Source organism: Winogradskyella maritima, assembly GCF_042650215.1.
Lineage (GTDB): Bacteria > Bacteroidota > Bacteroidia > Flavobacteriales > Flavobacteriaceae > Winogradskyella > Winogradskyella maritima.
This window is the reverse complement of sequence record NZ_JBHSAT010000004.1, coordinates 1,959,280-1,975,243: the sequence shown is the minus strand read 5'-3', so window position 1 is coordinate 1,975,243 and position 15,964 is coordinate 1,959,280. Positions and strand designations below refer to the sequence as shown.

The following is a 15,964-nucleotide window of genomic DNA, read 5'->3' as shown; positions in this document are numbered from 1 at the left end:
AGTTACCGATACTGCAGGTTTAACTGCCGAATGTAGCTTTGATGTGGTCGTAACCGATAACGAAGCTCCGACAATTTCTTGTCCTGCCGATATTAACCTAAACGTAGACGCAGGTAACTGTTCTGCCCTGGCTACTTTCGCAACCCCTACGGGAGATGATAACTGTGGCGTAGCTTCAGTTGTTCAAACTGCTGGGCCTGCCTCTGGTAGCGCTTTCCCTGTTGGGACTACAACCGTGACTTTCGAAGTTACCGATACTGCAGGTTTAACTGCCGAATGTAGCTTTGATGTGGTCGTAACCGATAACGAAGCTCCTGTATTTGATTGTTCGTCATTAAATCAATTAAATTTTGATGCAGATGACAATTGTGTAAACGATACCAATGTAACACCTCCTATAGCTACTGACAATTGTGATGGACAGATTACGGCGGTAGGTACGCGAAGTGACAACGCTTCTATTGATGCTCCTTTCCCTCTAGGAAGCACTACAATAACATGGACGTTTACGGATAACGCAACTCCAGCTAACTCTTTTATTTGTACGCAAGTGATTGTGGTTACGGATAATGAAGCGCCTAGTATTACATGCCCTTCAGACTTGACAGCCGTATGTGATATTTCAGAACAACCGGCTTATGCTAGTTATGCGGAATTCATTCTAGCTGGTGGAAGTGCCTCGGACAACTGTGCTATAGATGAAAATAGTTTTATATTACTTAGTGAAAATAGTGATGGAAATACATGTCCTGAAACAGTAACCAGAGTTTATCAAATCGCAGATGAATCTGGAAACTTGATGACATGCTCTCAAATAATCACAATTGATGACGAAATAGTTCCATCAATCACTACTCAAGCATCTGATATAAATATTGAATGCGGTGTTTCTGACCCTAATGCTTTGCAAAATTGGTTGGATTCAAATGGAGGTGCTGTAGCAACTGATAATTGCAGTGCAGTCACTTGGGTTAATGATTACGGACAAGATGATTCACTACAGTGCGATCCACAAACTGGAATTTCAGTAACATTTACTGCAACTGATGCTTGCGGAAATTCTTCCATGACAACAGCAATGTATTTTATTCAAGATACAACGCCACCTAGTATTTCTGTTCCTGCAGACGTTACTATTGAGTGTTCAGCAGATGAATCTAGTGCAAATACAGGTATAGCTACAGGATCGGATGATTGTAGTGCCGTAAGTATTACTGAAAGTGATTCTGTGGTAGAACAATGTGGTAACACAAAAACAATAACAAGAACATGGACTGCGACAGATGGTTGTGGCAATACAACTAGTGATACTCAGATTATTACAGTAGTAGATACGACACCTCCAACTATTAGTCCTGTTGCAGGAGACCAAACCGTTGAATGTGACGGTCAAGGAAATGTAAATGAGCTTAATGCTTGGTTAGCGAATAACGCAGGTGCTTCAGCAACTGACTTATGTGGCACTGTTTCTTGGACTAACAATTTTACTGGACTAAGTGACGATTGTGGTGAAACAGGAAGTGCTATTGTAATTTTTACAGCTACTGACGAATGTGGAAACTTCATTACAACAAGTGCTAAGTTTGAAATTGAAGACAATACACCTCCAGTATTATCTGGTCAAGGTGCAGATGCTAATGTAGAGTGTCCCGAAGAATTAGTATTTACAGCTCCTACAGTATCTGATATCTGTTCGGGTAATGATACACCAAACATAACTTTTGAAGATGCACAAACAACAGATAACTGTGGATTGAGTGCCGTGACACGTACTTGGACAGCTACAGATTGTTCTGGTAATGTTAGCGGGACTGTATCGCAGACATTGACTTATATTGATACTACTGCTCCTGTACTTTCTGGTCAAGGTGACGATGCCAATGTAGAATGCCCTGAAGAATTAGTCTTCACTGCGCCTACGGCTTCTGACTCTTGCTCGGCTTCTAACATTGAGCCTGTGATTACATTTCAGGATACTGAAACTACAGACGACTGTGGATTGAGTGCCGTAACACGTACTTGGACAGCTACGGATTGTTCTGGTAACGTTAGCGAGACTGTATCGCAAACATTGACTTATATTGATACTACTGCCCCTGTACTTTCTGGTCAAGGTAACGACGCCAGTGTAGAATGCCCTGAGGAATTAGTCTTCACTGCGCCTACAGCTTCTGACTCTTGCTCGGCTTCTAATATTGAGCCTGTGATTACTTTCGAGGATTCACAAGTAGCTGATGAATGTGGTTTACTAGCTGTAACACGTACTTGGACAGCTACGGATTGTTCTGGTAACGTTAGCGAGACTGTATCGCAAACATTGACTTATATTGATACTACTGCCCCTGTACTTTCTGGTCAAGGTAACGATGCCAATGTAGAATGCCCTGAGGAATTAGTCTTCACTGCGCCTACAGCTTCTGACTATTGCTCGGCTTCTAATATTGATCCTGTGATTACTTTCGAGGATTCACAAGTAGCTGATGAATGTGGTTTACTAGCTGTAACACGTACTTGGACAGCTACAGATTGTTCTGGTAATGTTAGCGAGACTGTATCGCAGACATTGACTTATATTGATACTACTGCTCCTGTACTTTCTGGTCAAGGTGACGATGCCAATGTAGAATGCCCTGAAGAATTAGTCTTCACTGCACCTACGGCTTCTGACTCTTGCTCGGCTTCTAACATTGAGCCTGTGATTACATTTCAGGATACTGAAACTACAGACGACTGTGGATTGAGTGCCGTGACACGTACTTGGACGGCTACAGATTGTTCTGGTAATGTTAGCGAGACTGTATCGCAGACATTGACTTATATTGATACTACTGCTCCTTTACTTTCTGGTCAAGGTGACGATGCCAATGTAGAATGCCCTGAGGAATTAGTCTTCACTGCACCTACGGCTTCTGACTCTTGCTCGGCTTCGAATATTGAGCCTGTGATTACTTTTGAAGACATGCAAGGCACTAATGATTGTGGTTTGATGTCTGTTACTAGAACTTGGACTGCAACTGATTGTTCAGGAAATGTAAGTGCAACGGTATCTCAGACATTAACTTATGTTGACACTACAGCGCCAGTATTGGCAGGTCAAGGTGACGATTATTCTATTGAATGTACTGGTGAACTAGTTTTCACAGCACCTACGGCATCAGACTCTTGTTCTGCCTCTAGTAGTGATCCAATGATTACTTTTGTAGACACTGAAACTGTTGGAGATTGTGGTCTGCCTGTAGTGACTAGAACTTGGACTGCAACTGATTGTTCAGGAAATACAAGTGAAACCGTAAGTCAAACGATAACGGTTATAGACACCACAGCCCCTGTATTAGATACACCTTATGATTCTAACATTTCAGTATCGTGTGACGCTATCCCTATGGCACCTAGCTTAGAGTTTAGTGATAACTGCTCAGAAACTGTTAACGTGTCATTTAGTGAAAACTCTACCGCAGACAATGGAAACGGAGATTATGAAATTATAAGAACCTGGACTGTTGACGATGGATGTGGAAACCAAGCGAGCTTTACTCAAGTCATCTCTGTAACTAGAGCTACATTTATACCAGATAATGCTAATAGCTTGTGTATTACTGAAGACTTTGATTTTGATTTATTTAGCACCTTATCTGGAGATGTTGATTTTAGCGGTACTTGGACTTCAAATTCTAGTGATGCGGTTCTTAACGGAAGCTTATTCAATCCTTCTAGTTTACTTAATGAAGATGGTTCATTTGACCAATCTAGCTTAGGAGACTACGTATTTACGTACACCGTTGACGGTGATTGCTCAAGTTCTACTGATGTAATCATAAACATCAATGATGACTGTGTGGTATTAGCCTGTGGACGTGAAGATGTTGTAATATCTAAAACTGTTACTCCAAATGGTGACTTAGTAAATGAATTCTTTACAGTTGAAGGTATTGAATTATGTGGATTCGAAATTGATTTAAGAATATTTAATCGTTGGGGTGCTAAAATATATGAAAGTAGCAACTACCAAAACGATTGGAGTGGACAAGCACACAGCAATGCTGTAGGTAGTTCTAACGTTGTCCCGACAGGCACATATTTCTATGTTATTAATCTTAAAAACAGTGGATTACAGCCATTTACAGGTCCAATCTACGTTGTAACAAAATAAAAAACTGATACCTATGAAGTTAAATAGATTTTATATCAGCGCGCTGATTGTACTGAGCACTTTGGCTATACATGCCCAACAGTTGCCACAGTTCACACAGTACATGTTTAATACTGTATCGATCAATCCCGCTTATGCAGGTTCTAGAGGCACATTTAGTGCAGTAGGACTTCACAGAAGTCAGTGGGTTGGGATAGATGGTGGACCACAAACACAAACTTTATCAATCCACGCACCTCTTAAAAATGAGAAGGTGGGTGTGGGCTTTTCTTTTATTAATGATGAATTAGGCTTTGAAAATTTTACTTATTTATATGGAGATTTTTCATACACAATTCAAACGGGTGTAAATTCTAAGTTGGCATTTGGATTAAAAGCTGGTATGACTAGCTATACTCTCGATGGAGATTATCAAGCTTCTGAGGGTGCAAACGATCAAGTAATATTTGGATTTGAAGATCGTTGGAAACCAAATTTTGGTGCTGGGGTTTATTGGCACAGTGATCGTTGGTATCTTGGTTTATCGTCGCCTCGAATTTTAAAATCAGACTATAATGGTGAAGATGATTTTGAAGCACTTGAGCGTTTAAGTTATTATGCAACTGCCGGTTATGTTTTTGACCTATCTGAAGATATCAAATTAAAACCATCTGTTTTGATGAAAGCCACCAATGGCGCTCCTTTATCTTTCGATGTTTCTGCGAATTTTTTACTTTATGACAAGTTTTGGATTGGTGGTGGATATAGATTCAACCAAGGTACATCAGCATTAGGTGGTATTTTAGACTTTCAAGTTTCAAAACAAATTCGTGTTGGCTATGCCTATGAGTACGACAACTCAGAAATTAGAGTTAACTCTAGCGGTACACACGAAGTCATACTTATATTCGAAGTATTTAAAAGCACAAGAATTAAATCTCCTAGATACTTCTAAAAAAGCAAATCATGATGAAAACAAGATTTTTAACCCTAATAGCCTTAATGTTAATATCCTTCGGCTTTGCTCAAGAAAAGCTCGCTGATAAGTTCTTTAAGAATTACGGATATGCCAAGGCCATAGAACTATACGAAGAAGTATTAAAAGATGGTGATTCTTCTTTACACGTCCTAACACGATTAGGAGATTCGTACTATAACAATTCGAAAACTGCTGATGCTGCAAAATATTATCAGCTCGCAGTTGACGGTTATGAAAAAGACATGTCTCCTAAGCAAACCTATAGATATATCCAGTCTTTGGTAAGTACAGGACAATATGAAAAAGCTGAAGAATGGGCCATGAAGTTAAAGGCGCAACAAGAGGCTAATCCAGATATGCAAGCATTTATCGATGAAGATTTCGATATCAAGAAAATCTCACCGGAATACGATGAACGTCTTATAGTTAAGCTCGATAACCTTGAGTTTAATTCAGAGCTTTCAGATTTTGGCGCTTTCATGAAAGATAACGTTATGTACTTTGCGTCTAGCCGTGATAAGTCTTCTGAAAAATACGATTGGAATTTAGAACCCTTTTTAGAAATCTATCAAGTTGAGATGCGAGAAGTTGGAGGTTTTGGAAATGCTACCAAACTAGCTTCACGTAAAATCAATACGGATTATCACGAAGCTTCAGTAGCCATTTCAAATGATGGAATGACTATGTATTTTACAAGAGATAATGTGACTAAAAAGAACCGTTTGGAGTATACACGTGATGGTACGACCAATTTAAAAATTTATAAAGCGGTTATGGAAGATGGTGTTTGGCAAGATCCGCAGGAATTACCATTCAACTCTGATAAATTCTCAACAGGTCACCCAACATTAAATTCAGATAACACACAGCTTTATTTTGCATCTGATCGTGAAGGCGGTTATGGAGGAACGGATCTTTATGTTGTAGATATCAATGAAGATGGTACCTACGCTGAACCACGAAATCTGGGCCCTAATATTAACACTGCCGGGCGTGAGCTTTTCCCGTTCGTAGCAAAAGATAATACGCTTTACTATTCCTCTGATGGACTTTTAAATTTTGGATTGTTAGACATTTACAGCTCAAATATTTTAAATGACAGTTCTGCAGAAAGTAAAAACTTAGGAGAACCATATAACTCAGGTTATGATGATTTTGCCTATAGTATAGATACTGAAACACAAATGGGATTCCTTTCTTCTAATCGTGAAGGTGGTAAAGGGTCTGACGATATCTATGGTTTCAATGCTTATTTATGTGAGCAAGCTATAACTGGTACCGCTGCAAACAGCAAGACTGGTGAGCCGCTTGCCGGTGTAAGCGTTAGATTAATTGACGAAGAGGGTAAAGTCCTTGAAACGGTTGAAACTACAGAAGATGGTACGTATACATTCACTGTTTTGTGTGAGCGTTCCTACACAATTTCAGGTAGTAAGCCAGATTACCGTGAGGATCAGAAGACCGTTCTAACCGATGACACCAATGAAAAGAATAACGTTGCTGATCTTCAGTTAGAACCACTAATAGATACGGATCAGATTGTTATTAACCCAATCTTTTTCGACTTCGACAAGTGGAACATTAGAACGGATGCTCAGTACGAATTAGAGAATATTGTGGACGTAATGCGAGCACATCCAGAAATGGTGATAAAGATTGAATCCCACACGGATAGTAGAGGTGGTGACCGTTATAACATGAAATTATCTGACAGAAGAGCGAAATCTACAAGAGATTACTTATACTCTAGAGGTATTTCAGAGGATCGGATTGAGTCGGCCATAGGTTATGGTGAGACACAACTGCTCAACAAATGCTCTAATGGCGTTAAGTGTACGCCAGAGGAACACCAGCTTAACAGACGTTCTTACTTCTATATCTTGGAAGATTAAGATCGCCAGTTATTTAGAACTTATCATAATGGCCTCCGCTTTGCGGAGGCTTTTGTATTGTTATACAATTAATGTATTAGTATTAGAGCATCAAGTGCCCTACAGGATAGCAATGACTTTCTGTGGCTTTTAATCTTAAAGCTGACCGCTAGTCTCAACACACTTTCAAACCCTTAATACCTATATATGCGATTAGTTTTAACATTAACGCAAATGATTTAGTCTATCAGTAACTTTCGAAGTGAATTGGAACCTGCTTATACGGTTGAGCATCTCAATACATTACAAGACAGCTCTACAGATACTCAATTAACACTTGAATGATATAGACATCATAAACACACATGAATGCCCAATGACTTTTAATATTGAATGGGTAAGACTAATAAAAAACTTCAAATCATATTTAGATAGCTCTAGTTTGAAATCTAAACGACAAAACTGCAAAATTCGATTCCAAGCAATAATTTAGATATATTCGTATTTTGACTGTAGGGGTTTTACTAGATATCTTCAATCCCATAAAATTTATAATCAAAATAATTTCAAGGAAAAAAGCTTAAAAAGAAAAACCACGCTAAATGCGTGGTTATACCATAAGTAATTATGTTGAAAACAGTGAAATTTAGCGTTTGATGAACATATTTGTAAAATACCACTTTCCCTCTTCATTCTTTTCGGCAGATATGTCAAAATCAGTAAAGTCGCCTTCAATATTGTCTTTATGTCCTGGGCTATTTAACCAAGCATTGACTACTGATTCTGCAGAGGAAAAGCCATAAGCTACATTTTCCGATACAACTTGTGCATCAGCATTTTGCTGAAGGCTCAATTTTCTCTGATAAAAATTGTCATGGGACACATCATCTACCTCAATCATATAGTCGGTGTGCGTGTAAGCAACAGCCTTTACTGTACCGTGATTTCCTAAAGCGTTCATTCCATTTTGGATTCTGTACTCATTAATCAGTTCCAAAATTTCTATTTCAATTTCTTTCGCTTGAGGTGGTGTTTTTAATTCAACTGCTTTGATGTCATCTTCTGGAAATGTTTCCGTTGAACATGAGGTGAAGTTCAAAATAGCGACTATAGCCAAAAGAGGCATCAGAGTAACTCTTTTCATAATTAAGTAGGTTAAGTAAGATTTGGGATTACTAACATACTAGGACATTTCAATAAAGACTGTTAATGAAATGTTAAAATCGATTAAAAACATACATTTAATCGTTTCTAAATGCATTTCATCGATGAAATGCAGTTTCAAAAGCAAAAAAATAGCACTTAATCGGCTTTATGCGCTTTTTAACTCAGTTTCATATTAAGGTGAAAGTCGGTCTAATTTCCAGCCGAAATCAGACTCTAATTTATATCGCAACCTATCATGAAGACGATTGGGGCGACCTTGCCAAAATTCAATTTCTATCGGCTTTACAAGATATCCACCCCAATAGGATGGTCGAGGGATATCTTTGTCTTTAAATTGGGATTCTAATGCTTTCAGACGGCTTTCTAGTTCTTCTCGGTCTTTTACAACTGTACTCTGGTCTGATGCTATGGCTCCGAGTTGGCTTCCTCTTGGGCGTGATTCAAAATAACCGTCACTCAAATTTTCTGCTAGCTTTTCAGCAATTCCTTTAATTATGACTTGGCGTTCTGCGCCGTGCCAGAAGAAAGAAAGACAAATATTTGGGTTAGCTTCTATGGCTCTCCCTTTTTCGCTCTTGTAGTTGGTATAAAACACAAAACCCTCTTCATTGAATTTTTTAAGGAGCACTACCCTACTTTTAGGAAAGCCGTCCAAGCCAATGGTAGAAATGGTCATGGCGTTAGATTCGTCTTCAGGAAAATGTCTATCTACCTCCATAAACCAATCCCTAAAGAGTTCTATCGGGTTTTCTGGAGCTTCAGATTTTAACAGTTCTCCTTTTTCGTATGATTTTCTATATGAACTTAAATCTTGTTCCATATTAGATAAGATTAAAATCTAGAATTTACTTTATTTGCATTATAACCTACTTACAAAGTTACAGTGAAATTCGAAAACTCTACTCTTTATACAAATTTAAAGTTCCATAAGCTACAACTAGAATTTGGCACCTACTATCTCTGCGATTCTTTCGTAATTGGAGAGCTCAATGCAGGTGTTCATTTTGATTTTAATAAGGCCGATATAATAGCAGAAGAAATCATAAAACATTATGGCGAAGGTCCAAAATTGAATTTAATTGCAAACCGAATACATTCTTATTCTGTAGAGCCTCAAAATTGGACTCGTGTACTTAAAAAGTATCCTGACTTACTATGCTCCAGCTGTGTAGTTGCCTATAATACCATGTCTACATTAAATGCGAGTTTAGAAAATCGCTTTTTTATTGAAGACATTTTGCTTTTTAATTCTCTTGAAGATGCCGTTTTGTGGGCACAGCGTTTTAAAAAATAAATCGAAGTCTTAATCAGTTGCATGAATCACCACCAATTGCACTCTCAAAAAAACGAATTAATAATGATATTAATTGTTTCTAAATTGATACAATTAGCAAAGATTGAATAGAGTTTTTAAAATAAGTTTATTCTAAATTGCGCAAAAATTAATTCATGAAATTTGAAGCGTCCCCAATCGCTAAATCACAACCCTACCAGAGAATAGAACTGCCATTTGGCAACTATTTTTTACTCGACAACTACTTTGTTATGGAAGTCCACGAAGGTGAACATATTGACACTGAAAAAGTAGCCGTTTTAATTGAGTCCTTAATAACCCATTACGGAAGTCGAAAAAAATTAGCCTATATCGCCAACCGCATCAACAACTATTCTATCGACCCAATTCTATGGTCTTATTTTGATGCTGAAGACAATATACTTGTCGCCGCTTCAATTATTAGTTATAGAGAATCTACGGCAATGAGCGCCACGCTTGAAAAAGAATTAGCGTCCATTAGTATTAAACGTGCGAGTAACTTAGATGAAGCCGTAGAATGGATTTCAACATTGAAAGAACTGAACTAAATCTCGAACGTTTTTCCATCTAATGCCAGTTCTGTATTAGCAAAAATCTCTTGGGCTTCTGTCTTAAAAACCGATAAGTCATCATAGCGCGTGGAATAATGCCCCAAAATAAGCTGTTTTACATTAGCCATTTTAGCAATACTCGCCGCTTCTTTGGCAGAACTGTGCTTTGTTGGTTTACAGAGTTCCTTATGTTTTTCTACAAAAGTAGATTCGTGATAAAGGGCGTCCACATTCTGTATTAAAGGCACCATATCTGGATTATACGCCGTATCACTACAAAAGGCATAGCTTTTTGATGGCTTTGGCGGAGAGGTAACTTTTTTGTTGTCAATCAGAACGCCATCTTCGTTATGTACATCTGCGCCTTGCTTTAACTTTCTGAAATAGGCTTTATTGATATTCGCTTCATTAGCTTTGTTGATATCCAATTTACGTTCTCCTTCTTTTTCTTTGAAAAGAAAACCATTGGTGTAAATGCGATGGTCTAAGGGAATGGTATGTATTTCGACCTGGTCATCTTCGAATATCAATTCTGAATTTTTGGAACTCAACTCATGAAAAAACAAGCGATAATTAGTCCATGAATCTGAGAGTTTCATCTGAAGGGTAATTACCTCCTTTAAACCTTTTGGTGCATAAATATGAAGGTCGGCCTCTCGTGTCAGCAATCTAAACGTACTGATTAAGCCGACCAGACCGAAATAATGGTCACCATGCAAATGCGAAATAAAAATATGCTTTATCCTAGAGAACTTAACACGATTGCGACGCAAGGCTACTTGTGTCCCCTCCCCGCAATCAATCATAAACATGTGATTCTTAATTTCGAGAATTTGAGAGGTTGGGTTTGTATTTGTGCGTGGCGTTGCACTATGGCAACCGAGAATGGTCAATTTCATTAAATGTTGTTTAGTTGTTTGTTGTTTAGGCGTTAAGTTGTTTAGAAACCTTGTTCAGCTCAACAACTTGCGACAAACAACTGTAGGTTCTAAAAACCTAAATCGCGTTCAATGTCTTCCATCTCAATAATATCGTAGGCTTCGTGTTGAGTCGGCACTACGACTATTTCATCTGGCATTTCGTCAAGATTAACTTTATCAGACACCAAAACAAAGGATTTTTTATCGGCTCTGTGCGTATTATTCAATCTTAGGAATTCTACAATTTCTTCCAACGAAATTGATTCTAAACTCGATAGATTAATAATAAGATGGTAGTTTTTGTACTTGTGGTACCCTACTTCTAGATTATTGGCCAAGGTTTTTACGGTTGCCTTTTCCTGCGTGATAATGCAGATATTACCGTCATAGTCAACTATCATAATTCTAATGTTTTATTTTGGATGCCAAGAGATAAATCACCGCCATACGAATAGCTACGCCATTCTCTACCTGATTTAGGATAATGGATTGCTTAGAATCCGCTACGTCACTAGTAATCTCTACACCGCGATTAATCGGTCCCGGGTGCATGATGGTAATTTGTTTATCTAGACTGTCCAAGAGTTCTTTGGTTACACCGTATTGTTGGGCATACTCGCGGGTGGTTGGGAAGTACGAAATATCCATACGTTCATTCTGTACACGGAGCATATTTGCAACATCACACCATTCCAATGCTTTTCGTAAGTTGGTTTCTACCGTAACACCAAGCGATTCAATATATTTTGGCATTAGGGTCCTTGGTCCACAGACTTTAACATTGGCACCTTGTAGTTTGAGTGCAAAAATATTAGACAAGGCCACACGACTGTGCAAGATGTCTCCAACAATAACCACATTCTTTCTTTTTACGGAACCTAAAGCTTCTCGTATGGAATAGGAATCCAACAAAGCCTGCGTAGGATGCTCATGCGCGCCATCACCTGCATTGACGATACTTGCGTTGACATGTTTTGAGAGAAATACACCTGCTCCTGGATTGGGATGACGCATCACCACCATATCCACTTTCATGGAGAGGATATTGTTTACGGTATCGATTAAGGTTTCCCCTTTCTTTACCGAGGACTGTGAAGCTGAGAAATTAATAATGTCAGCAGATAAGCGCTTTTCGGCAAGTTCGAAAGATAATTTGGTACGCGTAGAATTTTCAAAAAAGAGATTGGCAATGGTAATATCACGAAGTGAGGGTACTTTTTTAATCGGGCGGTTAATGACCTCTTTAAATTGGTCTGCCGTTTCAAAAATAAGGTCAATATCCTGTGGTGTGAGATATTTGATTCCTAATAAGTGTTTTACACTCAGTTCGCTCATTGTCTAGTATTCAGTGTTCAGTCGCAGACTTCAATCTGCTAGTTTAAATATATAATATCTCTTTTCTTAATTCTCAACTCTAATGTCTTCCCTATCGACTCACCAAATACACTACGTCTTCACCTTCATTTTCTTCCCAATTGACAATCACTTTTTCGTTATTAATGGCGTCGACTTGGCGACCTCTATAATTAGGTTGTATTGGCAAGTGTCTACTAAAACGTCTGTCGATTAGAGTGAGTAATTCTATATTGTTTGGTCGACCGAAGCTTTGAATAGCGGTCAACGCCGCTCGGATGCTACGGCCTGTATACAATACATCGTCAATAAAAACGACGTCTTTATTTTCTACTATAAAATCTATGGTTGTGGTATTGGCCTCTAGGATTTTTTCGCTTCGTCTAAAATCATCCCTAAAAAATGTAATGTCTAGATGGCCGAGTTTTAAATTCTTGACCTTGTAATCGGTTTTAAGCATTTGGGCCAAACGGTTCGCCAAATACTTACCTCGAGGCTGTAAGCCTACTAAAACTGTTTCGGAAAAGTCGTTGTGATTTTCAATAAGTTGACAAGCCAATCGATGAAGAATGATATTTACTTCTTTAGCATTAAGTAATACTTTCTGACTCATAAACGTCCAAACGGATTTGGAGAACAAAGTTACATTAATTTATGTGAAGAAAAAATGGAAAGTCAATTGCCTTAAAAAGAAAACCCTTTCTCAATGAGAAAGGGTTCTTATCTTAAAAATGTCTAATTACGAATTACTTCTTACCGTCCATTTTATCTTTAAGTGCTTGTAGCGCATCGTTAGCATCACCTAGAGTTGGCTTAGCCTCGGCCGCTTGAGCTTCTGCCTTACGGACAGCTTGCTTTACAATCTTAGCTTCTTCTTCTCTAAATACTGCAGTGTGAGATGCAACAACTCTCTTGAATTCTTTATTGAACTCAATGATTTTGAATTCTGCCTCTTCACCTTTCTTTAACGTTGAACCATCTTCTTTCTCTAAGTGACGAGAAGGAACAAAAGCAACGATATCTTCGTTAAACTCAATAGTAGCACCTTTATCTACGATTTCAGCAATCTTAGCAGTATGCGTTGAGTTTAATGCGAATTCAGTTTCGTACTTATCCCAAGGGTTTTCAGTTGTTTGCTTGTGTCCTAAAGACAATTTACGTCCATCTACATCTAATTCCAATACAACAACATCTAAATTGTCACCTACGTTACAGAATTCAGATGGGTGCTTGATTTTCTTAGTCCAAGATAGGTCAGAGATGTAAATCAATCCGTCGATACCTTCTTCTAATTCAACAAACACACCAAAGTTTGTAAAGTTACGTACAATACCCGTGTGCTTAGAACCTACAGGATACTTAGACGTAATATCGGTCCATGGGTCTGGCGTTAATTGCTTAATACCAAGAGACATTTTACGGTCTTCTCTATCTAAAGTTAATATTTGCGCATCGATTTCATCACCAACTGATACAAAATCCTGAGCCGAACGCAAGTGCGTAGACCAAGACATTTCAGATACGTGAACTAAACCTTCAACACCTTCAGCAACCTCAACGAAAGCACCGTAATCAGCGATGACTACAACTTTACCTTTCACTTTGTCACCAATTTTAACCTCTTCAGATAACGCTTCCCATGGGTGCTTAGACAATTGCTTAAGACCTAATTGGATTCTAGACTTGTCTTCATCAAAGTCTAAGATAACAACGTTTAATGTTTGGTCTAACTCAACAATCTCGTTTGGATGGTTGATACGAGACCAAGATAAATCAGTAATATGAACTAAACCATCTACACCACCAAGGTCAATAAAGACACCGTAAGACGTGATGTTTTTAACAACACCTTCTAATACTTGTCCTTTTTCTAACTGGCTAATGATTTCTTTCTTCTGCTCTTCAATATCCGCTTCAATAAGCGCTTTGTGAGAGACAACGATGTTTTTGAATTCGTGATTAATTTTCACCACCTTGAATTCCATAGTCTTATTTACATAAGCATCGTAATCACGGATTGGCTTAACGTCAATCTGAGAACCTGGCAAGAACGCCTCTATTCCGAAAACATCGACAATCATACCACCTTTAGTTCTGCATTTTACAAAACCATTTACGATTTCACCTGTGTCATGAGCGTTGTTTACACGTTCCCATGCTTTAATAACACGTGCTTTTCTGTGTGATAATACCAATTGACCTGTAGCGTCTTCACGTACGTCAATCAATACTTCAACTTTGTCTCCAACTTTTAAATCTGGATTGTAACGAAATTCGTTCAGTGAAATAACACCTTCAGACTTTGCGTTAATGTCGATGATGGCATCACGGTCTGTAATAGTAATTACAGTTCCTTCTACGACTTCATCATCTAAAGTATCAACGAAATTTTCGGATACTAATTTTTCAAACTCTTCAAGTTTAGAATCAGCGACTTGCTCAATACCTTCTTCGTAATTGTGCCAATCGAATTCTTTTAGAAATTTTTCTGGATTTGCTTGCGCCTCAGAAACCTGTGGAGCTTCAACAGTTTGTGTTTCAGTAGCTTCTACTGCTCCCGACGCTTCGGGACTGCTTTTTGTTTTGCTTTCAGCCATTGCTGATAAATAATTTGTATTCTACGGATTTTGAAAGTATCAGCAAAAAAATACCATAGAAGTATTAGTTTGTGTTTATATCATCCCTTTTCTACTTTCCTCTGTCTGCTAAAAAGGAGCGCAAAAATACTATTTTTTAATCAATTAAACAACAGCTTGAAGACTAAAACGTAATGGCATAGAATATTTACAAATGAGTCAATACAAATCGTTTTGCAGTCTTTCAACTCGAAGCAAATTATCGTATATTTATAATTCAACTTTTTAAAACTATAAAAATGAAAAGAGCAAAATACCAAGACGTACTAGATTTAGGCGAAAAATTGAACATCCAAAACGGAAAAGTAGAAGAGTCTGACGGCAAATTGAAAATTTGGGGAACCGCAAGTACGCAATATGAGAAAGACCTATTATGGGATGAAATTAAGCGTGTCGGAGGCGAAAATCCTGATGACTTAATGGCTGACATCAAAGTTGCTGATGAGTCTGTGTATGCAAGACATACTGTAGAATCGGGCGAAACCTTAGGCAAAATTGCAAAACATTACTATGGTGATGCGTCTAAGTACAATGCTATCTATAAAGCGAATTCTGACAAATTGAAAAGTGCAGATTTAATCTATCCTGACCAAGAGTTAGTGATTCCTAAATTATAATAAATTTCTGCAACAGCAGAAACCTTGTAAAATAAATAAACCCCTTAACCTTTTGGTTTTGGGGTTTTTTTTTAAGTATTATGAAAAAAAGATGGTGAACCGAGTTCAGCATGACAACAATTAAAAGATCTGTGCTTTTCTAGATAAAGATTCCTGCTCCCTCATCTTCGAGATGCAGGAATTACTGATATCAAGGAATGAGAATTTCCTTAATGCTGTCTCCTCGCCTTTCTGTTCCGGCTACTTCTAAAATTCCTGCTATCCTTGGTAAAGTAAGCCACTAAGCACATAGCAATACTTACAAGAATGATAAGAATAATGATTTGATATGCTTCTTCTGGAATATTCATAATCGTAAGGTACGGAAAATTTATGAATAGATTTTAATACGATGTGTTGCTTATTATAAGATAGATTCCTGCCTAC

General features: G+C 38.0%; 14 protein-coding genes. 6 read left to right on the top strand and 8 right to left on the bottom strand.

Annotated features, from left to right (window positions below; all coding sequences use genetic code 11):
* The 3 genes from ACFOSX_RS10095 to ACFOSX_RS10085 all read left to right on the top strand — a co-directional run.
* Nucleotides 1-4,150, top strand: a 4,150-nt coding sequence (locus tag ACFOSX_RS10095; RefSeq protein ID WP_386100152.1) for an HYR-like domain-containing protein, incomplete at its 5' end; no start/stop codon positions are given.
* A gap of 13 nt (nt 4,151-4,163) precedes the next feature.
* Complete coding sequence (locus ACFOSX_RS10090) at nt 4,164-5,084, top strand: PorP/SprF family type IX secretion system membrane protein (protein WP_386100149.1); 921 nt, start codon at nt 4,164-4,166, stop codon at nt 5,082-5,084.
* A gap of 11 nt (nt 5,085-5,095) precedes the next feature.
* Entirely contained in the window at nt 5,096-7,000 is a 1,905-nt protein-coding gene (locus ACFOSX_RS10085; RefSeq protein WP_386100146.1) for an OmpA family protein, read from the top strand.
* Nucleotides 7,001-7,625: 625 nt separating this feature from the next.
* Here the strand turns inward: ACFOSX_RS10085 and ACFOSX_RS10080 are convergent.
* Nucleotides 7,626-8,123, bottom strand: coding sequence for a CAP domain-containing protein (locus ACFOSX_RS10080; protein WP_386100143.1), 498 nt, complete (start codon nt 8,121-8,123; stop codon nt 7,626-7,628).
* Nucleotides 8,124-8,318: 195 nt separating this feature from the next.
* Nucleotides 8,319-8,966, bottom strand: a complete 648-nt coding sequence (gene pdxH, locus ACFOSX_RS10075) for a pyridoxamine 5'-phosphate oxidase (protein ID WP_386100140.1) — start codon at nt 8,964-8,966, stop codon at nt 8,319-8,321.
* 63 nt (nt 8,967-9,029) lie between these two features.
* Here pdxH and ACFOSX_RS10070 point away from each other — a divergent pair, with 63 nt between their 5' ends.
* A complete protein-coding gene (locus ACFOSX_RS10070) occupies nt 9,030-9,440 on the top strand; it encodes a hypothetical protein (protein WP_386100137.1) in 411 nt (136 codons plus the stop codon).
* A 155-nt stretch (nt 9,441-9,595) separates the two neighbouring features.
* Nucleotides 9,596-10,009, top strand: coding sequence for a hypothetical protein (locus tag ACFOSX_RS10065; protein WP_386100134.1), 414 nt, complete (start codon nt 9,596-9,598; stop codon nt 10,007-10,009).
* Here ACFOSX_RS10065 and ACFOSX_RS10060 read toward each other — a convergent pair.
* The 5 genes from ACFOSX_RS10060 to rpsA form a co-directional block, all read right to left on the bottom strand.
* Nucleotides 10,006-10,911: a ribonuclease Z gene (locus ACFOSX_RS10060; protein WP_386100131.1), complete on the bottom strand. Its 906-nt coding sequence runs from the start codon at nt 10,909-10,911 to the stop codon at nt 10,006-10,008. The two genes, ACFOSX_RS10065 and ACFOSX_RS10060, sit on opposite strands and share 4 nt — an antisense overlap.
* An 89-nt stretch (nt 10,912-11,000) precedes the next feature.
* Entirely contained in the window at nt 11,001-11,333 is a 333-nt protein-coding gene (locus tag ACFOSX_RS10055; RefSeq protein ID WP_386100128.1) for a ribonuclease Z, read from the bottom strand.
* A gap of 4 nt (nt 11,334-11,337) precedes the next feature.
* Nucleotides 11,338-12,267: an aspartate carbamoyltransferase catalytic subunit gene (locus ACFOSX_RS10050; protein ID WP_386100125.1), complete on the bottom strand. Its 930-nt coding sequence runs from the start codon at nt 12,265-12,267 to the stop codon at nt 11,338-11,340.
* A 91-nt stretch (nt 12,268-12,358) separates the two neighbouring features.
* Nucleotides 12,359-12,898: a bifunctional pyr operon transcriptional regulator/uracil phosphoribosyltransferase PyrR gene (pyrR, locus tag ACFOSX_RS10045; protein WP_386100122.1), complete on the bottom strand. Its 540-nt coding sequence runs from the start codon at nt 12,896-12,898 to the stop codon at nt 12,359-12,361.
* Between the two features lie 133 nt (nt 12,899-13,031).
* Entirely contained in the window at nt 13,032-14,882 is a 1,851-nt protein-coding gene (gene rpsA, locus ACFOSX_RS10040) for a 30S ribosomal protein S1 (protein ID WP_386100119.1), read from the bottom strand.
* 278 nt (nt 14,883-15,160) lie between these two features.
* On the opposite strand from rpsA, the gene ACFOSX_RS10035 reads away from it, so the two are divergent.
* Nucleotides 15,161-15,538, top strand: a complete 378-nt coding sequence (locus tag ACFOSX_RS10035; protein WP_386100116.1) for a LysM peptidoglycan-binding domain-containing protein — start codon at nt 15,161-15,163, stop codon at nt 15,536-15,538.
* Nucleotides 15,539-15,747: 209 nt separating this feature from the next.
* On the opposite strand, the gene ACFOSX_RS10030 is transcribed toward ACFOSX_RS10035, so the two are convergent.
* Nucleotides 15,748-15,888 (bottom strand): hypothetical protein, encoded by a 141-nt coding sequence (locus tag ACFOSX_RS10030; RefSeq protein WP_386100113.1) that lies wholly within the window; start codon nt 15,886-15,888, stop codon nt 15,748-15,750.
* Between the last annotated feature and the right edge of the window lie 76 nt (nt 15,889-15,964).